19 protein-coding genes and 1 pseudogene are annotated in these 23,178 nt (G+C 64.6%); 14 read left to right on the top strand and 6 right to left on the bottom strand.

Annotated features, from left to right (window positions below; translation table 11 throughout):
* The first annotated feature begins 661 nt into the window (after window positions 1–661).
* The 4 genes from DIE21_RS20060 (at window position 662) to DIE21_RS20045 (ending at window position 5,834) form a co-directional block, all read left to right on the top strand.
* The gene (locus DIE21_RS20060; RefSeq protein WP_124499354.1) at window positions 662–3,133 is read left to right on the top strand and encodes a hypothetical protein; all 2,472 of its coding nucleotides are present in this window, start codon (window positions 662–664) and stop codon (window positions 3,131–3,133) included.
* Between the two features lie 164 nt (window positions 3,134–3,297).
* Entirely contained in the window at window positions 3,298–3,726 is a 429-nt protein-coding gene (locus tag DIE21_RS20055) for a DUF3331 domain-containing protein (protein ID WP_124499353.1), read from the top strand.
* 67 nt (window positions 3,727–3,793) lie between these two features.
* Entirely contained in the window at window positions 3,794–4,369 is a 576-nt protein-coding gene (locus DIE21_RS20050; RefSeq protein ID WP_124499352.1) for an NADPH-dependent FMN reductase, read from the top strand.
* A gap of 271 nt (window positions 4,370–4,640) precedes the next feature.
* Window positions 4,641–5,834: an MFS transporter gene (locus DIE21_RS20045; RefSeq protein WP_124499351.1), complete on the top strand. Its 1,194-nt coding sequence runs from the start codon at window positions 4,641–4,643 to the stop codon at window positions 5,832–5,834.
* Between the two features lie 51 nt (window positions 5,835–5,885).
* Here DIE21_RS20045 and DIE21_RS20040 read toward each other — a convergent pair whose 3' ends face one another.
* Complete coding sequence (locus DIE21_RS20040; RefSeq protein WP_260432530.1) at window positions 5,886–7,316, bottom strand: condensation domain-containing protein; 1,431 nt, start codon at window positions 7,314–7,316, stop codon at window positions 5,886–5,888.
* Window positions 7,205–7,687, bottom strand: a complete 483-nt coding sequence (locus tag DIE21_RS20035; RefSeq protein WP_124499350.1) for a cupin domain-containing protein — start codon at window positions 7,685–7,687, stop codon at window positions 7,205–7,207. Before DIE21_RS20035 ends, DIE21_RS20040 begins: the two co-directional genes overlap by 112 nt.
* 274 nt (window positions 7,688–7,961) lie before the next feature.
* On the opposite strand from DIE21_RS20035, the gene DIE21_RS20030 reads away from it, so the two are divergent.
* The 5 genes from DIE21_RS20030 to DIE21_RS20010 all read left to right on the top strand — a co-directional run bounded on the left by DIE21_RS20030 (window position 7,962) and on the right by DIE21_RS20010 (window position 12,299).
* On the top strand, window positions 7,962–8,378 hold the full coding sequence (locus DIE21_RS20030; protein WP_124499349.1) for an organic hydroperoxide resistance protein: 417 nt from the start codon (window positions 7,962–7,964) through the stop codon (window positions 8,376–8,378).
* Between the two features lie 87 nt (window positions 8,379–8,465).
* Window positions 8,466–9,680: a CynX/NimT family MFS transporter gene (locus tag DIE21_RS20025; RefSeq protein WP_124499348.1), complete on the top strand. Its 1,215-nt coding sequence runs from the start codon at window positions 8,466–8,468 to the stop codon at window positions 9,678–9,680.
* A gap of 86 nt (window positions 9,681–9,766) precedes the next feature.
* The gene (locus DIE21_RS20020) at window positions 9,767–10,612 is read left to right on the top strand and encodes a CPBP family intramembrane glutamic endopeptidase (RefSeq protein ID WP_124499347.1); all 846 of its coding nucleotides are present in this window, start codon (window positions 9,767–9,769) and stop codon (window positions 10,610–10,612) included.
* Between the two features lie 203 nt (window positions 10,613–10,815).
* Window positions 10,816–11,364, top strand: coding sequence for an RNA polymerase sigma factor (locus tag DIE21_RS20015; RefSeq protein ID WP_124499346.1), 549 nt, complete (start codon window positions 10,816–10,818; stop codon window positions 11,362–11,364).
* On the top strand, window positions 11,361–12,299 hold the full coding sequence (locus DIE21_RS20010) for an anti-sigma factor (RefSeq protein WP_124499345.1): 939 nt from the start codon (window positions 11,361–11,363) through the stop codon (window positions 12,297–12,299). The genes DIE21_RS20015 and DIE21_RS20010 overlap by 4 nt, the downstream gene beginning before the upstream one ends.
* Before the next feature lie 67 nt (window positions 12,300–12,366).
* Here DIE21_RS20010 and DIE21_RS20005 read toward each other — a convergent pair whose 3' ends face one another.
* Together DIE21_RS20005 and DIE21_RS20000 are read right to left on the bottom strand one after the other, a co-directional pair.
* Complete coding sequence (locus DIE21_RS20005; RefSeq protein ID WP_124499344.1) at window positions 12,367–14,382, bottom strand: hypothetical protein; 2,016 nt, start codon at window positions 14,380–14,382, stop codon at window positions 12,367–12,369.
* Between the two features lie 207 nt (window positions 14,383–14,589).
* On the bottom strand, window positions 14,590–14,928 hold the full coding sequence (locus DIE21_RS20000) for a hypothetical protein (RefSeq protein ID WP_124499343.1): 339 nt from the start codon (window positions 14,926–14,928) through the stop codon (window positions 14,590–14,592).
* A gap of 52 nt (window positions 14,929–14,980) precedes the next feature.
* On the opposite strand from DIE21_RS20000, the gene DIE21_RS19995 reads away from it, so the two are divergent.
* Window positions 14,981–16,819 (top strand): hypothetical protein, encoded by a 1,839-nt coding sequence (locus tag DIE21_RS19995; RefSeq protein WP_124499342.1) that lies wholly within the window; start codon window positions 14,981–14,983, stop codon window positions 16,817–16,819.
* A gap of 94 nt (window positions 16,820–16,913) precedes the next feature.
* On the opposite strand, the gene DIE21_RS19990 is transcribed toward DIE21_RS19995, so the two are convergent.
* Entirely contained in the window at window positions 16,914–18,014 is a 1,101-nt protein-coding gene (locus DIE21_RS19990; protein WP_124499341.1) for a type IV pilus twitching motility protein PilT, read from the bottom strand.
* Window positions 18,015–18,161: 147 nt separating this feature from the next.
* Here DIE21_RS19990 and DIE21_RS19985 point away from each other — a divergent pair, with 147 nt between their 5' ends.
* Window positions 18,162–18,641: a toxin co-regulated pilus biosynthesis Q family protein gene (locus tag DIE21_RS19985; RefSeq protein WP_124499340.1), complete on the top strand. Its 480-nt coding sequence runs from the start codon at window positions 18,162–18,164 to the stop codon at window positions 18,639–18,641.
* Complete coding sequence (locus DIE21_RS37295) at window positions 18,641–19,321, top strand: hypothetical protein (RefSeq protein WP_185642813.1); 681 nt, start codon at window positions 18,641–18,643, stop codon at window positions 19,319–19,321. The genes DIE21_RS19985 and DIE21_RS37295 overlap by 1 nt, the downstream gene beginning before the upstream one ends.
* A gap of 74 nt (window positions 19,322–19,395) precedes the next feature.
* Here the strand turns inward: DIE21_RS37295 and DIE21_RS19975 are convergent, their stop codons facing one another.
* Window positions 19,396–20,931, bottom strand: coding sequence for a Fic family protein (locus tag DIE21_RS19975; RefSeq protein WP_124499339.1), 1,536 nt, complete (start codon window positions 20,929–20,931; stop codon window positions 19,396–19,398).
* A 226-nt stretch (window positions 20,932–21,157) separates the two neighbouring features.
* Between DIE21_RS19975 and DIE21_RS19970 the strand changes: the two are divergent.
* Window positions 21,158–21,316, top strand: a pseudogene (locus DIE21_RS19970) (transposase); the annotation flags it as partial.
* Window positions 21,317–21,526: 210 nt separating this feature from the next.
* Entirely contained in the window at window positions 21,527–23,158 is a 1,632-nt protein-coding gene (locus tag DIE21_RS19965; protein WP_148092759.1) for a hypothetical protein, read from the top strand.
* Window positions 23,159–23,178 lie beyond the last annotated feature (20 nt).

Below are 23,178 nucleotides of genomic sequence, written 5' to 3'. Positions count from 1 at the left end.
CTGTTTCCGCCGACGGCCGGGGCGCGCCGGCATCCGCCGAACGCGTGGAATCCGTTGCCGGGATCGATTCGCCGGTATCGGCCAGGCTCGTGGTTCGCATGAATGTCTGATGGGTTTGGCGGCGTTGAATGCACCGCGAGCGCGCAATATCGTTGGCGCGATGACGCACCGTCAAAGTGGAGCGTCGAACTTTCTCACGGCGCCGAATCTCGCCCTGCCTGCCAGGCGAAATATCGAAGCGTCTTGCGAACAGGGAAAGTCCGTCGGGTGACGCATCAGGTCAAAGCGCGAATGCGATGTGCCGCCGATCGTTTCGCGATCCCGATCCCGGGTTCGCAACGGCGACTGCGCGCGGGACGTGTCGAGCACCACAATCGGCCGATGTTTTTCTTGTATCGGTCAAAGGTAATCCATGAGCAACGTCTCGCCGGTGGGCTATCCGGATCTCACTCCTGCGCGATCGAGTGACGACGCACCGACCGTGTCGCCTACGCCCGCTCGGTCTCCCAGACCGTCGTCCTTCGAGGGGCTTGCGCCGGCGCCGGCTCGTGCGTCTGCGTCCGCATCGCGACGCGTCGCCATTCATGGGGGCTTGACGGCAGGGGAGCTCGAAGCACCGAAAGTCGATAAAGTCACGGATAGCGAGTTCGAGTTCATTCAGATGTACATCAACAGTTGCCGCGCTGCGCTGGGCAAGTACTTGACCGCGGATCGGAGCGGCAACCGTCTTGTCGATCATGCCGGGCCGGTGCTCGTGTCGTTGGGCAGGGCGAGGAACGCGGTGCAGATCGTGAGGGGGGGAGGATCCCGGCTCGGCAAGCGGATACTCGCCGAGTCGAAACAGGCCAGGGTCGATGCGTCGAACCAAGCCACGGACAGCCCTGGCAGGCCGGGGTTATCTACCTCGCGCGAGCATAGTCTGCTGAGACGGTTCAACCACGAACTGGGGGTCTTCCGCGACGGCTGCGGGAGTGTGCTCGAAGCCGTCGGGAAGATGATGGACGTGCATCGCTCGCTGGCGCTCCATATCGAAGCGCGCGACGGCACGGCGACTTTTCGCGCAACCCGGTCCGATCTGAATCGCCTTGCAAGCATCGCGACCGGCCTCGACGAGAACATGGCAAGCATACGTGCCGCATTCGACAGGCTGTTCGAATACATGGGCCGAGACATGCCGGCGTTGCGTAACGCGACGATCGGCGGGCGCGCCGTCAACCTTGAAGCGAGCTGGAAGGCGACGCTCCGGGACGCGGTGGCGGCCCATGTGTCCGATCTGTTGGTCACTCAGGGGTTCGTGAATGCGGTACACGAAGTGCCACTGCAGGCGTCATTCGTGGAGCTCGAAGGCAATTTCGGCGGGCTTTGGGATGAGATGCGCGATGCGGCCGGGCCCGGCGAGCGGTATCGGATGATGAATGAAGAGGAAGTGAGGAAACAGGAAGCGTTGCTGTCGCGCCTGAAGCATGTCGGCGGCCAGTACGACAACTTCTCCCGGCGCATGGATGACGGGCTTCGATGGATCGACGCGCTGCGCGGCAAGCCGGGCGTCAACGATATTTTCGTGCTTGTTGAACGCTGCCGCCTGCTCGACATGAGCATACGCGTCGATATCCTGGCGATAGGCTCCTTCGAGCACGCCCGCAACCTCCGCAGTTCATTCGATCTGAACTCCGGCACGCATGATCCAGCGGCGCTCGACGCGTTCAACGAAGTGTCGCGGAACATGGGAAAGCGCGTTGCCGAATTGCATTACAACGTAACCCATTGCATCGCCAAGTTTCCGAATGGAGAGAAGAAGGTCTATCTCGACCCTGAGGATGCACTACGCCAGCCGGTGCTCGACGCCGTTGCGCATCACTGCGACGACATTGAAACGGATCTGGCGTGGCTGCGCAACGGCGCACAGGACCCGAAAACGGGGCTCGTCAATGTTGCCGGCGTCGAGGGCGCGTTTGATCGGCTGCAGGGAGCGGTGTCGCGAATACGACGCGATTTGCAATGGAATATCGCCATCGCCGCAGAGATGAAGGCGCTGATCGATACGCCGGCATCCGGCCGCTCACCGATGTGCGTTGCTCCTTTGGACCCTGCCCATGAGAAGGTGAGCCAGTACGTGAACAAGCACCTGAAGGGGCTGGAGATGCCGGCCGCCGAGAAGATGGCGGTTCCGGACATCGACTGGGGCGACGCGCCGAAGCCGCAACTTGCCACCACAACCGTCCGCTCCGGATTGACGCGTCGGCAACGCATGGCGCGCGCCGAGATGGCGCAAAACCAGCGGACCAGGCAGGAGGCAGATGAACGCAGGATCGAGGAGCAGCGTCGCAAAGCGACGGAGTCACTCGCCGCGGCGTGCGCTGAGCCGTTTCACGTGGATGACGTGCGTCAACATGCCGACGCGCTGGCGGCGCAAGCGCGAACGGAAGAGCAGGCGAACGGCCTGCATCTGCTGAGCGGTAGCGGCGTTTACGGCAAATTCATGCGTGCGGTAAATGCACTCGACGCCGGACGTCGGCATGCGCTGGGTCGGATCGCGACGATCGACCGGTTGGTCGCTGAGCTCATCGATCTGGAACCCGGCAAGCAGGCGATCGACAATGCGAAGAACAGTGCGTTACCCGCGCGCGAGGCGCTGAGCGAGCACGCAGGACGACTGTCGAAAGAGATGGAAGCGCTGCGTCACGAGGCCGCCGTCCAGCAGAAGCGCCGTGTCCTGAAACAGTTCGCGCAGAACCCGACGCGCGAAAGTTTCCTCTGGCTCCAGAAGCACGACGGTCTCAGCCTCGTCTCGGCGCGCAAGACGGTCGACAGGCTGAAACTGTCAAGTATCGCGCCGAACGGCGTGAGCCGTTCGCATGACGACTTCTTCGATGAGTACGTCATCGAGTTGAGGGACCAACAGGCAATCACTTATCTCGTTCCAGGGACGGGCGAGCAGCGCACCGAGAACGTCACGACCGTGCCGCTTCACGTGCACTATCGCTCGGCCGATGCAACACGTCCGGAAGCATGCCATTTCAAGAACGCGGCGCAGCGCACGTTTGGCGGTTCTGGCGTGTACCGGTCCGACGACAGTGTTGCGCTCATGGCGGGAATCCTGGCGTCCGTCAGCGCCATGGCGCGCGGCCTGTAAGGCCCGCGAGCCGAGCGCCGGCGTTTCGCCGGATACATTTCGATACGTCGGCGACATACGCCAGATACATGGCGGAAGTCCAATGAAGCACCCGGGCAAGACATCCCGCCGACGCGTCCGAGCGTGTTCGAACCCTGTCCATCCACGCTGCAGGAGACCGATCGATGACCGCACTGTCCGAAGACAATATCGTGGTTCGGGTCCTGCTGAACGTTCTCGACCCGTCCGCCGAGCAGCTCGAGGCGTGCGCGAAGAAGCCTTCCGTGAAGCACGCAAGGCGTCGCGCGAGCGCGGCGTCGCGCGCGGCCGGTGATCATCGCCGACCGGCAAGGCGGCCCGCCAACCTCGTGATCGTGAGGCGGATTTCATCGAGCGCAATCAGCATCTCGTGGAGCGACCCGTGCCTGGGCAGGTCCACCGAGCAGATCTGGTGCAGAGCCTTGGCCAACGGTGCGGCAGTCTGCGCGCTGACGGGGCGTCACATCAACCGCGGCGATCCGGTGTTCCGTCCTCATGCCAGCGAGTCATATGTTCCGCCGAGTCGGGACCTGATGATTCTGGCGGCGACGATAGGGCAGCGTCAGGAGTTGTAATTCCCAGGGCCCCCGAGCGTCTTCCGCATGACGGGCAAATCAGGGCGACGATACGAATGGAGTCGACATGAGCGTGAAAATTCTGGCAATCAACGGCAGCAGCCGGCGTGATTCCTTGAATCAGAAGCTGCTGAAGATCGCCGCGCGCGGTGCAGCGGAAGCAGGCGGGGAGGTCACCTTTGTCCGCCTCGCGGACTTCGGACTGCCGTTGTACGATGGCGATCTGGAGGCCGACGAAGGCATCCCCGGCGGCGCGCGCGACCTGCAGAACCTGCTTGCCGGCCATCAGGCGCTGCTGGTCGCGACGCCGGAATACAACGGCGGCTACACGGCGCTGCTGAAGAATGCGATCGACTGGATCAGCCGGCCGCGTGACGATGGTTCGTCGGGTGTGGCGCTGTTCGCCGGAAAGGCGGCGGCACTGATCTCCGCGTCGCCCGGCCAACTGGGCGGCCTTCGGTCCCAGACCGGAATGCGGGCCGTGCTGGATAAGCTGGGGATGATCGTCGTCCCGCAGACCTTTTCGCTGGGATCCGCACACGAGGCGTTCGACGGGGACGATCAACTGAAAGACCGCCAGGCCGCACGGCTCGTCGCCGAGGTCGGCGCGTCGCTGTTCAGGTCTGCATCGCGCTTGTCCTAGTCGAGAAAAGCCGCACGTTCGAGGTGTGAGGCTGCGGCATTGCGTCCGCGGTCGTCCATCGCGCCCGTCCTTTTCGGGGCGGCGCGGTGCCGCCGGGGCCGCGCGCAACCCTGCGCGTGCGGCCCGCTGCCGCGCGTATACGAACGTATGCGGCGCGTCATCGGAACGGTTCGTTTCGTTGCCGGCCGATTGCAGCGATCATGTCGCGACTGGCCCCTGACCTTTTCGCGCCGGGCCTTGATCCGACCAGCATTCAGAAACAACGGGAGGCATGATGGCCTATTCACGCACGATGTCTCCGCGCGTCGCGTCGTTCGTGCTGCTCGGCGCGCTGCTGACTGCATGCGGATACGGCGCGACGTTCCTGCTGTCGATGCATTTTCGTTCGGCAGGGGGCGACGACGTCGATACCGGCGTCGCGCTGGCCGAAGCCATGGTCGGTGCGCTGATTGGCCTGCCGCTGGTCGCCTGGCTTGCCCGCTGGATCGGGACTGCGCGTACCACCGCGCTGGCCGCGCTCGTGGTCGGCGCGGGCGTCGCAGGCTTCGCGCTGATCGGGCGCACCGGCTCGTTGAGCATCGTGCCCGGGTTGCTGGTTGGCGTCGGTTGGGGCGGGTTCTACCTCGCGGCGCCGATGATGCTCGCCGAGCGGACGACCGATACCGAACGCGAGCGCTGGTTCTTGCGGTTCGGATCGTTCCAGATGGCCGGCGTCGGCGGCGGGCCGGCATTCGCGGCGCTCGCGATACGCAACTGGCACTGGACGACCGGTACGGTGTTCTGCACCGTCGGCGGGCTGTGCGCGATGGCCGCGGTGATGCTGGAATGCTTCGGCCGCCTGTCGCCGGCGTCCGCGCCCGTCGCGCCGCCGGCACGGGAACGGTGGATCCGCGAAATGAGGGCGATCGCGCGCACGCACGCGATCTATCCGATCGCCATCATCGCGCTCGGCTCGAGCGTGTTCTCGGGGCTGATGACGTTCCAGATGTCGATGGCACAGGAAACGGGCGTGAAGGCCGGGACGTTTTTCGGTCTTTATTCGGCCACGGTGGTCGTCATACGCTGGCTGCTCAGTGCGCTCGTGATCCGGATGCGCGTCAATGCCACCACGCAGATCCTGCTCGGCTTCATGATACTGAGCGTCGCGGTGACGTTCGCGGTGCCGCACAACGCGATGCTTCATTCGGCCAGTGCCGTGCTGCTCGGCACCGGGTATGGCCTCATCTATCCGATTGTCCAGGCGCAAGCCGTCAACAGCGCCGATACGCGGCACCGGCGCGCGGTGCTCACGTGGTTCGTCGCATCGTATTTCGTCGGCGTGTTCGGTTTCCCCGCACTCGGCGGCCTGGTGCTGGTCAGCATGGGCAGGACGATGCTGCTGACGCTCATCGCCGCATGCGGGCTGGCGGCGCTGCTTCTCTCCGTCGTCGAGAACCGGAAGCGGGTGTCGCTGGCGGTGTCCTGAATGCACGACAGCGGCCCGGCGTCACGCGAACGCGCGCCGGGCCGCCGCTGCTCAGCCGACGGCTTCCTCGAGAATCACGCGCACTTCGCCAAGCAGTCCCGGTATTGCGCAATGGCTCGTATGCGCGAGACGCAGGATGCCGTCGATCGTGCATACGCCGATGACCTGATCGTCGGCGAAGCCCGACGTCACGAAGGGGCCCCATAGCGCGTCGAGCGACACGCCGTCGTATGTGGCGGAGATGGGCTGATTGCCGAGATTCGACAGCAGGACGTCGAATGCCAGCACGTTCGACAGGAATCCGGCCGCGTGGTCAACGCTCGGCCGAGCCGACATCGCGGTATCGAGCGCCTTCAGCTCCGCTGCCACGCTCTCACGCGTTTGCGACGGCGCGAGATCCTGTTTGATCTTGCGGGCGGCAGTCCATAAGTCGATACCGCGCGGGTGATCGTCGATCGTGATGGTCTGGGTGATGTACACGCCGTTGGCGACGCCGGCCTCGCCGGCAAGATCGCGTATGTCGATCGGTGTCACGGTTCTCAACGCGCGCGTGGCCCACTCGCTCGACAGGCGACGTCCCGCCTCATGAACGGCCGCGGCGATGGCGCCGTGCACGGTGGTTTGCTCTTGCCGGGCGCGAGCGACGAGCCGGCGCGTGGATTCGGCGGAAAGCGCAACGGCATCGATACGCGGCAGGTCCGCCGTGTCCGCACGAAACTGCTTGGGCGCCGGTGCAGGACGTGGAGCCGGCAAGACGGCCGCGTCGTTCAGGTCGGCATCGAGCAGCGTCTCCAGCGACTGCACCAACGGCAACGGCGCCGCCGAGTGGCCCGCCAGGATGCGCAACAGCTCGTCGATCAGGTACGCGGAGCCCATGCCGTCGAGCACGGAATGATGCGCGGCCAGAATCAGCGTCGATGCGCATTCGCGTTGCAATAGCGTCGCGCGCAACAGCGGTGCGGTCGACCAGTCGAAGCGCGTCGCGATTTCGCGGGCCGTTTCGGCCTGCCACGACGTTGCGCCGTGCTCGATCACGCGCAGCGGCACCACGGCGTCGGGCACGGATTGGAAGGCTGAATTCCTCTGCGCGTCGGTGGCGATACAGGTCGACAGCAGCGGATGGCGCCGCTGGAGTGCCTGAAAAGCCGCGTGCCATGCGTCCGGCGTAAAACGCCGGTCGATCTCCGCGACCATCGCGAAATGCGTCGGCCGATTCTGGTCCAGCAACCAGAACAGATGTTCCGTGCTGCCGAGCGCCCGCACGTGCGTCCGTGCGGACACCTGAAGATCCTCGATTTCCTGCTGGTCGTTTTGCACCGTGTCACTCCGGAAGGGTTGTCTGCATCGACAGAACACCCGAGCACGGAGCGTTATTCCACCGCGTTCGGATGTCCCGGCATGTCGGACGGCTGCTTCCCGTCCTCGGGGCTGTAGGTCACGTAGAGCTTGGTATAGCCGGGCGTATCGAAATGTCCGGTCCATCCCTTCGGAAGCGTGACGGCTTCGCCGGTTCCCACGACCATCACCGAACCGTCGGACGACGTCAGCTTCACGCTGCCCGACAGGAAGTACAGGAACTCGTTGTACGGCAACCCTTGCGGACCCGCGATTTCCTCGCGAGAAGGACCGGATCGATAGACGCCGGTCTGGTAGGCCGTGTCGGTGGAGGTGAACGTCACGACGTCCGCGCTGCGCTCGCCGTGCGCCTCTTTCTTCACCGCGTCGGCGCGCGCGAATATCGCACCGGCCAGGTCGGACTTCGACGCCTTGATCGGCTTGATCGTCTCCGCGCACGCGGCGCTCGAGATCGCGACGCCGGTGAACACCAGCGTGGCGAGTGCGTATCTGTACATCGGCTTTCTCTCCTTGGGTTTGACGCGGCGCCGACGCAAAAGGGCGGGCCTGCCGCTGCAGCGTCATTCTGTCGGAAAAACGCGCGCCATTTCAGGAATTGTCCGAGACGGAGCGGCGGATTTGTTTCTCAATGTGTACGAGGCCGGAATGGATACATGGCATTGCAATAGCCCGGTGTCGAGACACATGCCAGATACGTGGTGTCGATCTAATGCATCTCGACGACGGCATCCGTTCTCCATTCGTTCAACACCGTTCAATCCGATACCGATCATGAGCCAGGAAACCAAAGTTCTGTATACCGGCAAGACCCGCACCACCGGCGGGCGCGATGGCGCTGCCCGCAGCGCCGATGGCCGCCTCGACGTGAATCTCTCCGGTCCCGGCTCGGCCGCGCCCGGCACGAATCCCGAGCAGTTGCTGGCCGCGGGCTGGTCGGCATGCTTCATCGGCGCGATGGGCCTGGCCGCGCAACGGCTGAAGGTTGCGCTGCCGCGCGACACGCATGTCGATGCGGAAATCGATCTGGCCGTGGCCGACGGCGCGTACTTCCTGCAGGCGCGACTGAACGTCAGCGTGCCGGGCGTCGACGCCGACGTCGCGCAAGCGCTGGTCGACGCGGCACACCAGACGTGCCCGTATTCGAAGGCGACGCGCGGCAACATCGACGTGGTCGTCACCCTGATCTGACGCACCCGGCGCGCGACGCCGCTCGCATGCCCGGCATGGCCGGCGTCGCGCGTCTTTTTCAGCGAGCACGCCCGGGCCAGGACAATCATGCGTCAATCCACTGATGCCGGAAAGGCAGTCGCAGCCGTCGCGCTGTTGATACTCTCGATTGCATTGCGGCCGCCCATCGTTTCGATCGGGCCGGTGCTCGACTCGATCCAGCGGAGCTTCGGCCTGAGCTACACCCAGGCGTCCCTGCTGACCGCGATTCCGGACATCTGCATGGGCGTTTTCGCGCTCGCCGCACCGGGCGTGGCGCGCAGGCTGGGGACGGACAACGCGGTCGTGGCCGCGCTGGCGCTGCTGTGCGTCGCGTTGATCGCTCGCGCGCTGGCCGGCTCGGCAGGCGTGCTGCTGTCGTGCACCGTGCTGACCGGGATCGGCATCGCAATCTCGGGCTCGCTGATCGGCGGCTGGGTGAAGCAGCATTTTGCGCGCGACGCGACGTTCTTCATGGGCATATACAGCGCGGGGCTCAGCGTCGGCGCCACGGTTGCGGCGAGCGCGTCGGGCTACATCGCGCAGCATGTCGGCGGCTGGCGCGTGGCCGTCGCGTCGTGGAGCGTGCTGTGCGTCACGGCGATCCTGAGCTGGCGCGGTCTGGCCCGGCGCTTCCAGGAGGCGAAGGCCGTCGAAGCGCAACCTCCGCGGGCGGTCGGCCTTCCGTGGCGCAACCTTCACGCGTGGCGGGTCGCGGCTTACTTCGGCGCCAGCCAGTTCATCGTGTACGCATGCTTTGCGTGGCTCGCGTCGTCGGTCGCGGAACTGCATGTCGACACGCTCTCGCCCGGTCTCGTATTGGGGCTCTTCACCTGCGTGTTCGCGCTCAGCAGTTTCGGAATGGGCATGAAGGCCGGCCGCGCTACCGATCGGCGCGGCTGGCTCGGCCTCGCGTCGGCCATCACGGCAGCGGGCCTCGGCGGACTGGCGTTAGCGCCGACGGCCTGGCCGGTGTCGTGCATCGTCCTGATCGCGATCGGCCAGGGCATGGGCTTCACGCTCGCGATGACCTTGCCGCTCGACAACACGCCCACGCCGGCCGCGGCCAACGCGTGGAGCGTATTCATGCTTTTCATCGGCTATCTGATCGCCGCGCTGGGACCACTCGCGTTCGGCTACCTGCGCGACCGGACCGATGGTTACTTCGCGTCCTATTTCATGCTGTTTCTGGTTGCCGTCGGCATCACGCTGATGGTGCCGCTGCTGCGACCTGCTTCCGCGGCGCAAGACGAACCCGTTGCGGCGGCATCCGAAGCGCCGTGACGTCACGCGGTCATCGCGAGCCCGCCTGATACGCCCCCGGCGTTCGACGCCATCGACAACCCTGTAGCGACTCTCCGGAAGGTGCAATGACCGCATTGACGTGGTGTGCGATTTTTCTTGCCGCGCTGACGGCGATCTCGAGGATGCCTCGCCGGCTGACGCTGATCCTGATCGCATTCGGCTATGCACTCGCGTTCGCGTCGCGGCAGTTGCAGCCGATCGTGCTCGTGCCGATCGCGCTTCTGGTCGGCACCGGCGTGCTGCTGCAGCGGAATCCGCCGTTCGTCGGCAAGGTCCTGTGCAACGTCGTCTTCTGCGTCATTGCGATCGGTCTGTTTCAGCATTGGCTGCCGGGCTTCGACAACCTCAGGGTGATTCACGCGGTGCGCCTGACGCCGGACGCGGCACCCTACACGATGTATCTCAACCTCGACAAGCCGCTGGTCGCGTTCTGGCTGGTGCTTGCATACCCGTGGGTTCAGTCGCGCAAGTCGATGTCGACGCTGGCGATTTCGGCGGTCATCGCGTGCGCGGCGATATCGGCGATCTGTTTCTCGATCGCCTGGTGGGGTGGGGCGATTGCGTGGGCGCCGAAGTGGCCGCATTTCGCATGGCTGTGGGTGCTCGACAACTTCCTGCTGGTCGCGTTCGCGGAAGAAGCGTTTTTCCGCGGCTATATCCAGGCAGGCGCGGCGCGGTTGATGAGCGCGCAACCGAATGACGGCTGGCTGGCGCTTCTGGCAGGCGCCGTGCTGTTCGGCCTTGCTCATTATCAGGGCGGCGCGCTGCTGGTTCTTCTGGCCGGCCTGTCCGGCATCGGATACGGGCTCGCCTATCGCGCCGGCGGACTGCAATCGGCAATGCTCGCGCACTTCGGCGTCAATCTGGTGCAGTTCGGCCTGCTGACCTATCCATTCATCGCCCGGGCCTGAACGAACGCGCTCCCTGGCCGAGAGAACGCGTTATCAGGCAGTTCGGCTGACACGCGACGACAGATGGAATATCTGCGCCGTCCAGCTGTTTACGTGGACTGGAGCGGTGTTGCTTGCTTAATTTCGCCTAAACCCATGGATACACGTCAGATACTGCAGTTCGTCAACGTCGGCTTGATTGCATCACGGGGGGATCGACGTAGATGACCGCAGCCGAACTGTCCGCGATGCTTCCCGCGATGCTTCCGCGTCTGTGGGCATTCGCGCTACGAATTTCGGGCGATCGGCATGACGCCGAGGATCTCGTGCAGTGCGCGTGCCTTCGTGCGCTCGAACGCGCGCATCAATTGCGTCCGGGCACCGCGCCGCTCAGCTGGATGTTCTCGATCGTGCAATCCACCTGGCTCAACGAACTCCGCGCACGCAGCGTGCGGCGGCGCTCGGGCATGGACTGGGACGACGACCTGCTCGAAACCGTCTCCGATCCCTCCGCGCCGACACTGGAACAGCAGGCGCTGGATGCACAGATCGTCAGGGCGGTGCAGCAGTTGCCCGAGGCGCAGCGCGTGGTCATGTTGCTGGTCGGCGTGGAGGGCTTCAGCTACAGCGAAGCGGCCGAGGCGCTCGACGTACCCATCGGTACGATCATGAGCCGGCTTTCGCGTGCCCGCCAGGCGATCGGTGCCCTGTTCAGCGATCGAAAGGAGCGACCGGTGAAAAGCGTAGCGAACAGTGAGGATCAGGGGGCATGAAAATGGACGACATCCTGCTCATGGCATACGTGGATGGAGAACTCACGTCGCACCAGCGCGAGGAAGTCGACCGGGCGATCGGAACGTCGGCCGAGATCGCCAGGCGGGTCGCCCTGTTCGAAGCATCGGCGTTGCCCTATCAGCAGGCGTTCCAGCGTCAGGAATGGCCGCCGGTGCCGCCGGGCCTGGCACGCAGGATCACCGAAATCGCGCAGGCGTACGCCGCGCCTTCGGCGCTGTCCGCGGTCGGCGACAGTCGTCGCGCGAATGCGCCGGCGTCGCGGCCCGACGTGCGCGGGCCGTCGTCCGCGCCGGTTCGCTCGCGCGTTCGCACGATGGTGCCGTGGCTCGCGGTCGCGTTCGTCGCGGGGGCGTTTTGCAGCGGCGTGATACTGCGCTTCGCGCCGGGCGCGGCTCAACGCGATTCCGCGCCGCAGGGCGCAGCGGTGACCGCGCAGACGCAGATGTCCCCGTGGATCATGGCAGCCGTGAACTATCAGCGGCTCTATACGCGCGACACCGTTGCGTCCGATGCGTCGAATCTCGCCGCCGCCGCGCACACGGTGGAGAACATTCGCCGGGACGACGGGCTGCGGATACGGATTCCGGACCTGCGCTCGGTCGGGCTGACGTTCAAGCGCATCCAGCGCCTGAATTTCAACCAGAAACCGCTGGTGCAGATCGTCTACCTGCCCGAGAAGGGATTGCCCGTTGCGCTGTGCGTGATGAAGGACGAAAGGCCCGACACCGTGCCGACCCGGCAGCAGGGCGGCAACATGGAGGTCGTGACCTGGCGCCGTGCCAGGATGACCTATGCGCTGATCGCCGCGCCCGGGGACACAGACCTCGGCGCGATCGGCAAGCGGATCGCCGAAAATGGCATGGAGGAAGTGCTCGGTCAGCTGCAGCAGGCCGGCCAGGCGATCGCGAGCTGAAGGTTCCCGGCGGCATGGCCGCCGGGCCGCGACGCCACACGGGCGTCGCAGCCGGCAGGCAGGCGCGCTATGCGTCGCGGCGTTCACCAGGCGTCGGTGCGATCAACCGTTCCAGGCTCGCGCCCATTTGTGCCGCCTGTTCCTGAAGCTCCGCGATGGCGATGCTTGCATCCTTGATTCCACGCCGACTCGCGATGGCATTGCGGGCCCATTCGAGCGGCGCGCCCACGCCCCGGATCGTCTGCTCGCCGAAACGCATCGCGCCATCGTCGGGATTGGCATCGCGTCGTTGATTCTTGATGTTGGTCACCATCCCCTGGGTCGATGCCGCGACGAGCCCGATGATCGCGCTCGCCAGCACAAGGACGAACTGAACGGGGAGCGCGAGATGATCGCCTCCCTTCAGTGCCGCGGAGACGACGCGCCCGCCCGCCAGCGCGCCCGCGCTTCCCAGCACGCCGAGCGTAAAGGTCTGGCCGATGCGTTGAGAGACTTGCGACGTGAACTCGAGCGGTTTCGTGAGCTTGGCGACCGCTTGTTCCCATGCAAACCCGTGGGCGCCGTTCAGCGCATCCCGGAGCAGGGCCAGCGTGTCGTCGTGCAGGTTGTCCGTCACGGTCAGGCGGCGCAGATTGGCGACATCACGTTCGTAGGCGGCGATCGTTTCGTCGAGTTCACGTGTGCGGGGGGAGCGCCCCTCCTCCAGTTCTTCGGGGGTGGCCCGGCGCGCCGGAGGTTCACTCCCGCGTGCGTGCCTCAGCGTCGAGAGTCGTGTCTCGAGGCTGTCGGCCACGCGCTGTACGATGTTTGCCTCCGCCGACACGACCAGGTTCCGGCATTTCTCGATGCTGAGATCGGCCGCCACGATGGTCCCGTTTCGATGCAGGACATCCGCTTTTCCGTCTGCGAAGAAATCGGCGTGCAGCATGTCGAGTTTGTGCTCGAACCGCAGTCCGTTGACCTCGTCCTGGGCGGCGGCGAAGTGCTGCCCGATCAGCGCGAGCACGGCGACGAGCACCGAGACGCCCGTTACGCCGTACGGTGAAAGCTTGTGCGAAGCGACGGTGCCGTTGACGGATTCGGAAGTCGTGGACGCGTATTTTCTGAGGAACGGCGCGAGAAAGCCGCTGCCGGAGCGGATGGTTCGGGGAAGAATCTGCCGGATGGTCGATTCGATCTGGCGTGCATGCGCACCGTCCAGCGCATGCATCTGGCCGGCGAGCGTGCAGAGTGTGATCAGCCGCTCCAGGTGCGCCTGGCACTGCGTCGTGAGTTCGCGCTTCTCGTCGTTCGACAGCGTGCACGTGTCGATCCTGGCGGGATCGATCAGTCCGCTCGCGCTGACGAGGTTGTGGCGCCGGAAGAGTGCGACGACGGCGGCTTCGCTGTCCCGCACCGCGGCGATGCTGTCATCGATCCTGCGCTTGATCTGCGGCTGCGTCGTGCTGGCGTTGACGGTGGTCTTGTCCAGCTTGATTTCAGGATGCTTCAGGCGCCTGTGATAGTCCACCGAGCCGATCACGAGCGATTGCAATGGCGCGGTGATGAGCGGCTGGAAAGCGACCAGCAGAAGACTGGCGATCACCGAATTCCATGGGCTGCTCTCGTGCGTGAACGCCAGCGGCATCGCGACGTAGCTGACGATGTTGAAGATCGTACTGCTGGAAGGGATCTTCAATCCGGCATGGTATGCGGCGTTTCTCATTCCAAGAACCTCGTTCGGGTCGAGGCCCAATGCCTGGTGAAATTTCTGGAGCGTTGCGTCGGAAATGTGGCGGACGAGGTCCCGGTGACTGGGTGACGCGCCATGCGCACCCTGATGCTGCGCAGAGAATCGAACCGTCCGCAGGATCTCCGCGAGCGCGTCCAGATTGATCGGTCGATTTTTCTGCAGGTCGAGCGCCTTTTGCAACTGCGGCAGATCGACCGGCATCGTCTCGCGAGCATGCGCGGTTTCGGGGCCGGCTGTCTCGTCGATGCCGTCGTTGCCGATGCGCGACGTCGACGCGACCTCGCCCGATGTGCGCGCCGCATGGGCATGGCCGGATGCATGGTGCGCGTCGGGCACGGGCGAAGCGGGCACGCTCGTTCGCCGGCCCGACCTTTGCGATGGCGTCGGCGAGGACGCGCGGTTCGACAGCCCCGCGAGGGGCGTGGCGACCCGCGAGCCTGTCGGTGAACCGTTGGCGGACCGGGCGCCTGGGTCGGCGTGTGCCTCCGGGGGCGATGCTCGATGATCGAGCTCGATTGAAGAATGGGCGGGCGATATGGCGGTCATGGTCAGGTTGAATCACTTCGGTTTGCGAATCGACTGTGCGAGAAAGTCGAGCCGATCGTATTGAGCGAATGTGACACCAGAGAAAAACCGTGCAGAAGTCGTGTTCGACGATCCGAACTGCGTGTGCGTGGCGATTGCGCGGGCGGTATCGATCCGGATGCGGAGTATCTGCCCGGCGACCCGGACATCGAGGCGCTTCGCATGTGGGCCGCGTTTTTCGCAACCCTGTGTGCGCCGTTCGTCGAGATGGGCAACGATACGGCATGCGTTGCGCAGGGCCGGCGATCCGCTCGCGGCAGGGGCGCCGACCGGGCTTCGCAGCGGCCGGCGATCCGCGTGAGCTGCCGTCATTTGCAGGCTCGCTGGAGCCGTTTCCCTTTCCTCGCATCCGCCATTCGCAAAGATGACTTCGATCCCTTCGACTCCCCCTCACGTCGCCGATCCGGATACACCACGCCCGAGTGCGCCTGCGGGATCGGAGGTCGGGCGGCCTCGGTCCCGTTCGCTTGAGATCGGACCGACGGTGCTTGGCGAGCTTTCGCCTGTCAGGCGCACGCAGCGCGAGCCGACTCCCGCGAGTCGACCGTCAATCGAGCATGACCGGCAAGATCGTCCTGCCGCGGATGTCCCGCCGCGCGACGACCGGGGCGACAGTACGTCGACCATGGACGCCGGCGCTTCCGTTCGAAGCGGCTCGCCCGCAGACATCTGGCGGAAGCTGGATTTCGCGTCCCTGTTGAAGCTTCCCGGCACGCACGACGACAACGGCTTTCTCGGCCGGGTCCGCAATCCGGAGACGGGCGCCGGCAGTCTTCCCGATCTCCTGTCCCGGTTGCGGGGCATCGAGGATACGATCAACGGCGCCGGATTCCCGGCCGCATTGAGCCGCACGCTGAAGGCGCAGGTGGAGTTGACGCGACGGTCGCTGCAGGAAATCGAAACCGACAAGCACCCGGCCAAACGCGCGGCGATGGCGCTCTTGCCGAATCTGATCCTGGGCGCCGCGGCGCTCGCGATTCCACTGAAGTCGAATCCGCGGCAGCAATTGTTCGCGTCGGAGCTGGTGGCGCTCACGTCCAAGGCCGTGCTCGAAGGGATCGGCATGGCGCGCACGCCGACCACCGGCATCGGTCTCGTGAAGGAGCGCGTGATGGCGCGCAACTACGCGAATACGCTTCAGGCGCTGGAGTTCGTGTTGCCGACATTCGTCAAGCCGTCCGAGCATCTGAACCGGAAGACGTGGGTCGACCTGCTCGCGACCGTGGTGAGTACCACGGGGCTGTTCGCGGGATTCATGGGAACGGACATCAAGAATCAGATCGACAAGCACTTCAGAGGGGGCGTCGATCCCGCGTTGACGAAACTCGGCGCGACGCTCGGCACCGGACAACACCGCACGCTTGCCGGCATGAATGACGACGCGAAGGCGCTCCATCGAGCGGCGCTCGACATGCGCGACGCGTCTGTCGTCGGGGGCGCAAGTCAGGTGAGTCCGCACCTCGGCAAGCAGATCCAGCTCGTGTTGCGCGCGTGCGGCAGGTTGGCGGAGATGACGTCGCATACGCTGGGCGAAGGCGGCCGAACCGCCGGGGCCGGAGGCGAACCACACGATACGCGCGCGAATCCGGACCGCAATGCCAAGATCGCGTTGGCGCTCTTCACGGCTGCCGTGACGGCGACCACCGCGCTCCTCACCTTTCCCGATACGATCGGCGTGGTCGATCTCGCATCGGATGCGTTGTTTACGTCGATCCTGATGACGGTACTCGCAAAGAATCCCGACGTGAGCCGCCACGACGCGCTGGAGGAGTTCAAGACGTTCGCCGGACTGAGCGTGGTGCTGCTCGTGGTGCTGGCCGGGAACAAGCTGGGGCACGACTTCATCGATCACGGGGATCGCGGTCTGGCGGTGGGCGCGTCGGTACTCGCGTTGCTGAACGCCACCGTGCCGGGACTCGTCGGCGAGCAGGCCGCGAAAGCCGTGGAACTCGCGCTTGCCCGATCGTCATCGATGCATGTCGCGGACCTGGTTGCACCGCTGCGCGGAATCGGAGCGCTGCTGCATCGGACCGTGTCTGTCAATGCCGGCCGCGCGATGCCGGCGGGCGAAGGCAGCACCGACACGCACCATGAGATGACGCCGCACACGCGGCTCACCCGCGCGCCGTCGGGGCGCGAGACGGGTGCCGGCCCGGAGGACGCGAGGACGGCCCCGCTTCAGGGCGATCGCGAGCTCAGCTAGCATCGCGCCCCGGCGCGACCGTCGTGCATCGGGCCGGAATGTAACAGATTGTCAAACAATAAATCCCCGCCGTGCGCGAGAGGTGAGAATCGGGTCACCGATTCACGGACGACTGCAATTGCTCGTGCAGCTCGATACGCTGATATGCCACGCGGAGCGCGTCGCGAGCCGAGATCGCATTTTTCGCGACGAGCTGCGCGAGGTGATCGTTGAGCGAGCGCGACATGTTGTCTTCCTTGCGTCGGAGGAAGTCCGCGAGCAATCCCATCTTCGCCGGATCGACGAGCAATGCGCTGATCTGCTGATTGTGGTTGAACAGGAGTTCGCTCGCCAGCACGAACTGACTGCCGTCTTCGGTCGGAATCAGGCATTGGCAGATCACGCCGATCAGCGAGCCGGCGAGCGATGCGGCGTAGCGTTCGCGTTGCTCCGGCGGGAAGAAGGACAGCAGGCGCGTCAGCGTATTGAGCGCGCTGCTGGTATGCATCGTCGCGAACACGAGGTGACCGGATTCGCCGGCTTGCAGGACGGCTTCGGCCGTCTCGCTATCGCGGATCTCGCCGACCATGATCACGTCGGGCCGCTGCCGCATCGCTTCGCGCATGCCGGTCGAGAAGCTCGGTGTGTCGGTGGGAACTTCGCGCTGCGAAATGATGGCCTGATTGCTTTCGAGTCCGTATTCGATCGGCTGCTCGATCGTGACGATATGACAGCTGCGCGTGCGGTTCAGATGGTCGAGCAGCGACGCGATGGTCGTGGTCTTGCCCGAGCCGGTGGGGCCCGTGATCAACACGATTCCCCTGGTGCTGTCGAGCATGGTGCGGATATAGGCCGGCAGGCCGAGCCTGTCGAGCGGCAGCGGTTCGAGCGGCAGGCGGCGGATCGAAATGACGGTCTTGCGACCGGACGACGTGCGAAACACGTGGCAACGAAGCCGGCAGCGTGTGAGCACGAACGGCCGGTCGAGCGCGCCGTGCGCAAGACGCGTGTCCCATTGTTCGTCGATCGACGCGAGCAGCGGCGCCATCTCGTCGATCAGCACCGGGCCGCCGGGCGCCTCTTCCCAGCCGCGCGGCGTCTTGATCATGATCGGACGATCCTGTTCGATGTGGAGGTCCGTGAATACGTGGTCCTCGTCCACGAGACGAAGAATTTCGGCAATCAGGTCGCGCAGCTCGTTGGGAAGCGATGTCATGGGAGCGTTGGGTCGGCAAGTAACGAGGGTGTCATCGTGTCAGCCCGCCGGCCGGATGTCCAGTGTCATGCCGATTGCGGGCGCAGGGTCAGGCAAGCGGCGGCGCATGCGTATGCGCGTCGCCATCGTGATGAGGTCAGGAACGGAATGCGCACGATCGTTGCTCGTACGGTGTTGCTGTCGGCGCTCGGCGCCGCGTGGTCGTCTTGTGCATGCGCGGCGAACGTCGCGGGGCCCGACGCAGGCGACGCGCCATGGCCGGCCGCGTCCGCGTCGGCCGGGACGGCGCCGGACGCACGGGCGGACCTGTCGCCGCCGCCGGCGACCGGCCCGGATGCCGCGCACGCACGGCAACCCGAATGGGCGACGCGGCGAACGTGGCGGATCGAACTGTCGGATCGCACGATGCGTTCCGCACTCGCGCGGTGGGCGCAGACGGTCGGCTGGCAGCTCGTCTGGGAAGCGCCGGGGGATTTCGGCATCGACGCGGAGGCGAGCGTGACGGGCACGTTCGACGATGCGCTGCGATCGGTCGTTGGTGCGCTCGCGCACTCCAACGCGCCGATCCAGGCCATTCTCTATCGCGGCAACAAGGTTCTCAGGATCGTTTCCAAAGGAGCGGGTTGATGCGGGGTTCGGTGCCCGCATGCGCGTTCGTCACGGTCCTTCTGGCCGGCTGTACGGGGCTTTCGCAACATCCCGCGAACGCGATCGATCGCGATCATGCCCGGACGCAGCGCGTGCTGGCCGAGACGCGCGATGGTCGTGCGCAGGTCGCGGAGTCGTCGGACGGCGTGATCGTCAGCGGCGGGATCTGGCTGTCCGGGTCGCCGATGCGACTGGCGCGCGAAGGCGCGTTGCCGGCCGTGTTCTCGCAACCGGCGACCTTCGATCGCGAGGTCGGCTCGTTGCGCGAATTCGCGGAGCACGTGTCGCGCCTTTCGCACATCGCGACCCGGGTCGCGCCCGACGCGGCGGCCGGTACGGGCGCGGGTGTGGGCACGAGCAACGGGACGGCGACCGTCACCTCGAGTGACACGGCGAACACTGCCGTCAACTCGCAGCTGTCCGTGTTCAACAGCCTGCGTGCGTCGATCCAGGCGATGCTGTCGCACTACGGCCAAGTCGTGTCGTCGCCGGCGACGGGCTCGATCACCGTCGCGGATACGCCGGACGTGTTGCGGAAAACGGTAGTACAGCCACACCGCGTAGCGGATGATGTCCGGCGGAAGCCGGCAGCCCTTGAACGAAACTGGCGTTTCGGCCAATGGCAGAACGGTGACGGAAGATTTCTTCACGCCTCATGATATCCGCCTACCTCTGCAACAACCTGACAGTACCGGAAAGGCTCACCGCGCAACCAGTTGTGGCAATGCTGGATTCAGCGCTGCACATTCGCGACGAACCATGCCTGTCCTCGACGGACCTCCTGCACATTAGATTCGGGCGAGCGTCCGTCCGTGGAGTTAGGGTCGCGCAATTCCGTGAAGCCTTCGTCGACCGAGGCCAGCAGGAAATTCAGTAGGTACTTGCCGAAGACACGGAAATTCCCGTCGCTGAAGGGATGCAGATGCTCGCACCGATGGTAGAGGGTGGTGATAGCCAAGATACGTTCATCCGCGGTGCGTGCTTCCACGATATTCCGCTGGTAATGCTGGACGAACGCACTCAACGCTGACTGCAGGTGATTGAGTTCCGTTTTGTGGCGGGTGAACAGGAGTTCGCCGATTCCCGAGGGCGACGATACCAACCTGTGCAAGACAGCCAATTCCTGCTCTCGAGGCACGGGTACGGGAGTCGAGTCCTCGTCGCAACGGAAGATAGTGTTTCCTGGATTCCCCGGAACCATGACCAGCTGACTTGCCCCGCTGCTGATGGTCGAGCCGATATGGAACCGATCGCGCAGCATGCGCGCGGTGTCTAGCATCGCGGCTCGTCCGTCGGCATCATAGTTCGCTCCGAATCGGACTCTTTCGGGCGTCATCGGGCCTGCCCGGCCAGCAGCCGCCATCTTCAATATCAGCTCGGGCGAGAAGGCCGCGCGTTGATCGATCATCCGACCCGTGAATAGCCAGCCTTGCGCCACTTGATGTGCGTATCCCGGGTTATGGTCGAACATGAACGCCAGCAAGGGGTGGGGCCGAATGCCATGGCGTTCGATCATCTCGACTTTCAGTGGGTCGATGATCAGGCGCCACCGCTGTTCCGGTTTGGTCGCGCGCAGGCATTGGCTACCTTCGAATTCATTGAAGAGCGTCGTCATGGTCGCCTTGGTATTTAGCCTGGACGTGCCTCCTGCCATGTCAGTGACTTCACCGAACCTGCGCAGTGGGCCCAGCGAATTCCGGAAGAGCGATTCCAGGACCTCGTCACCTGGTACGGTCGCGATGGACGATCCATCGAATCGTCCGCCGAAGCTGTCCTTGTAAATCTGATCAAAGAACAGGGCGAGGGACAGGTGGGTCTCGTGAAGATCATCAGTATCTCGCGCGAGCTTGTCACATACAGTGGGATCGAGCTCGTCGAGCTTGTCTCGGAGGGATTCGCTGAAGTCATGCGCGTCAGGATGGCGAAACAATCCAGGCGTCCGGTTCGCTTCGCCTGCAGGATGAGCGGTGCGACCCGGCGCGGCGAATACCGAGCAATCCACGACAGGGACGTTGTTCCGTCTGTGGCTTGCCGCAGCGCGGGTTCCTTGTTGTGATGCGGCCGTCTGCTCCGGGTTCCGCTGGGGCAGGCCTTGCAAGACAGATGGTGCGCGATCCTTATGGAATTGCTGAATGTCTTCCAATTGGTAAGAGGCCCGGCCGGGACGTCTCTGGTTCACCTGGATAATCGTTGACGCTGCATCGTACTGGCAATCAAGAAAATAGCCGGCAATACTCGCCGCGTTAGGCGATAGGGGGCGGGGAGGCATGGTTGCTCCTGTAAACCAACTGGTTGCGGGTTTTGAGTAAATCTCGATGGTTGTTGCCTATCGAAGGTGACGATGCTGCATGAAGTGCTGGACGAGGCAAGAGGTGCGGTGCGAAGCGAGGGTTTGCAACGCGAAGTGATTCGTGTCGATCTGCTGTAGAAATCCTCGACAGAAGTGAGTGTTAGTGTTTCGCAGCGAGTTTCCCAATATGAACGGGAGGTTGGCGATGAAACGCAAACAGTGCTCGGTGGAACAGATCGTGGCGGCGCTCAAGCAGGCTGAGCTGGGCATGCAGGTGGCGGACTTGATCCGACAGTTGGGGATTTCCGAGCAGACGTATTACCGCTGGAAGAAGCAGTACACGGGCCTGGAATCGAACCAGGTCATCTTCGGCAGCTACGCAACCTTTGACTCCTGACCACCGGCCAGCATGATTGGTGTGGTCAACTTCGCATGGCGCCACACAATTGCGGACCCGGCACGATGATGACTCGCCTCGTCGCATAGCGTAGGAGCAGTTCCCCTACTCTCAAATTTCCGCCGCGCCATGGACAATTCATCGATATTGCCGACCAATTGCATGCACGACTCTCGCTTGTCCGCTGATCCGGCAGATGAGGGCAGTTCGTCAATGTCGGCCAAACGCTCGACGTCACTTGCCCGGATTCCCGGTCTGGAATCGTTCTCGAATCGTACGGCACCCAACTTACGCGGCAGTGGGAACCCCACTGCCACCTCGCGACAGGCATCACCCAATGACACTCCGGCCGTCGACGACGTAACCGCAGAAGACCGCGAAGCTCGCAAACAGGGCATTCGGCAACTGCTCGAAGGTTATTTCGAGCCTCATATTACGACGGGCGAAGAGACGAACCGCGGGGACTTCGAGAGGTTGATCAATGACCGCGCGTCGCAGTTGGTGGACATGGGCGAGTCAAGGGAGTCGATTGAGGCGACGTTCTCGAAGGCCGCGAAGCTCGATATCGCGTCCGAAGCCGGACGCGGCTTCATCGGCTCGCTTCCGTTTGGTGTGATGTCGCGCGTGCTGGATACCCAACCGTCGCTTGGCAATACGATCGTGGCGGGGCTCAATATGTTGCCAGGCATCAGGAACAGCCCCGATGTTTTCAAGGGTGGCGTCGCCGCAGGTCTCGCATCGGGTGTCGCGGATCACATCGGCTCGCAGGCGCTCGGACCGGCGATGGCCGATAATCAGTGGCTCTCCTCATCCTCGGACGCGCTTGAAGACCCGATGAAGAAGGCGAAGGAGGCGGCGCAGCCAGGCATCGCGCGCACGGTTGCGGAGAACGCGGTCGCGATCCAGACATTCTCGGTGCGCAACGTGCTGCGCGGCATCGTCGGCCCGACGATTACGGCAGCACATCGCACAGCGGCCGCGGTACAGACGGACTCGTGGATGGCAGCCGTCGGCTCGCCGTTCGCCGGCGCGGGCTTCAACCTGGCCAACCGGTACTTCGCGGAGCAGGGCCATCGCATCGGCCCGGAATATCTACTGGGACGTACCGACTGGAAAGAGCAGTACATCGCGCTCAAGGCGGCGACTTGGAAAGGTGCGGTGGCCAACGGTGCCGGCCGGGTGGCGAAGGCCGGCGTCAATCTCGTGAACGCTACCCTCAGCGCGCCGCGCTCGCTGCTGACGGCGACCAGTCTAACGACAAACGTCGGCGCGCTCGGCGCCGGCCTGGGTGCCGTCAGTATGGCCACGACAAGTGCGGGTGCGCTCGCGAAGAAGACAGGCGCGAACGAAGCGGGAGTGATTGCCGCCGAACACGCTGCACGTACGCTATCGTCGGCTGCAGTGTTCCCGTTGTGGACCACGGCGGCGATCGTCACCGACCCGGTTGTGCATGCCGCACGCAGCAACGCAGACGCGGTGGGTGATCTCGTGCAGGAGCGCGTGTCGAAGGGGGGGCTTAAGGGTCTTGAAGTGGCCGGACAGGGCGTGCGGACGGGCATGGATTACGCGGCGCCGAGACTCAGGAATGCGGGCGATGCCGTCATCCGGACCGGTCTCGAGAGGATCGAACGCGCGAGCGCCGCGGTGAGTTCCGGGGTGAGCAGGGCCGCGGACGGTGTGACGAATGCGCTGGGTCAGGCGGTGACCGACATGCGCAGACGAGCCGGCAATCCAAGCGCACAGAGCGGCGGCCAGGACGTGCCCGGCACGAATCCGCAGGACGTCCCGCTGCGCGGATCAACGTCTTGAATCTCAGGTCACTTTGATCG

This window comes from Burkholderia sp. Bp9140 (genome assembly GCF_003853425.1).
Taxonomy (GTDB): domain Bacteria; phylum Pseudomonadota; class Gammaproteobacteria; order Burkholderiales; family Burkholderiaceae; genus Burkholderia.
This window is presented reverse-complemented; position numbering and strand designations above follow the sequence as displayed.

Bases quoted from the DNA above. Each gene is read 5' to 3' on its own strand.
- DIE21_RS20060 (WP_124499354.1), top strand. From the start codon at position 662: ATGTACATCAACAGTTGCCGCGCTGCGCTGGGCAAGTACTTGACCGCG.
- DIE21_RS20055 (WP_124499353.1), top strand. From the start codon at position 3,298: ATGACCGCACTGTCCGAAGACAATATCGTGGTTCGGGTCCTGCTGAAC.
- DIE21_RS20050 (WP_124499352.1), top strand. From the start codon at position 3,794: ATGAGCGTGAAAATTCTGGCAATCAACGGCAGCAGCCGGCGTGATTCC.
- DIE21_RS20045 (WP_124499351.1), top strand. From the start codon at position 4,641: ATGATGGCCTATTCACGCACGATGTCTCCGCGCGTCGCGTCGTTCGTG.
- DIE21_RS20040 (WP_260432530.1), bottom strand. From the start codon at position 7,316: ATGGACCGGACATTTCGATACGCCCGGCTATACCAAGCTCTACGTGAC.
- DIE21_RS20035 (WP_124499350.1), bottom strand. From the start codon at position 7,687: ATGTACAGATACGCACTCGCCACGCTGGTGTTCACCGGCGTCGCGATC.
- DIE21_RS20030 (WP_124499349.1), top strand. From the start codon at position 7,962: ATGAGCCAGGAAACCAAAGTTCTGTATACCGGCAAGACCCGCACCACC.
- DIE21_RS20025 (WP_124499348.1), top strand. From the start codon at position 8,466: ATGCGTCAATCCACTGATGCCGGAAAGGCAGTCGCAGCCGTCGCGCTG.
- DIE21_RS20020 (WP_124499347.1), top strand. From the start codon at position 9,767: ATGACCGCATTGACGTGGTGTGCGATTTTTCTTGCCGCGCTGACGGCG.
- DIE21_RS20015 (WP_124499346.1), top strand. From the start codon at position 10,816: ATGACCGCAGCCGAACTGTCCGCGATGCTTCCCGCGATGCTTCCGCGT.
- DIE21_RS20010 (WP_124499345.1), top strand. From the start codon at position 11,361: ATGAAAATGGACGACATCCTGCTCATGGCATACGTGGATGGAGAACTC.
- DIE21_RS20000 (WP_124499343.1), bottom strand. From the start codon at position 14,928: ATGACGGCAGCTCACGCGGATCGCCGGCCGCTGCGAAGCCCGGTCGGC.
- DIE21_RS19995 (WP_124499342.1), top strand. From the start codon at position 14,981: ATGACTTCGATCCCTTCGACTCCCCCTCACGTCGCCGATCCGGATACA.
- DIE21_RS19990 (WP_124499341.1), bottom strand. From the start codon at position 18,014: ATGACATCGCTTCCCAACGAGCTGCGCGACCTGATTGCCGAAATTCTT.
- DIE21_RS19985 (WP_124499340.1), top strand. From the start codon at position 18,162: ATGCGCACGATCGTTGCTCGTACGGTGTTGCTGTCGGCGCTCGGCGCC.
- DIE21_RS37295 (WP_185642813.1), top strand. From the start codon at position 18,641: ATGCGGGGTTCGGTGCCCGCATGCGCGTTCGTCACGGTCCTTCTGGCC.
- DIE21_RS19975 (WP_124499339.1), bottom strand. From the start codon at position 20,931: ATGCCTCCCCGCCCCCTATCGCCTAACGCGGCGAGTATTGCCGGCTAT.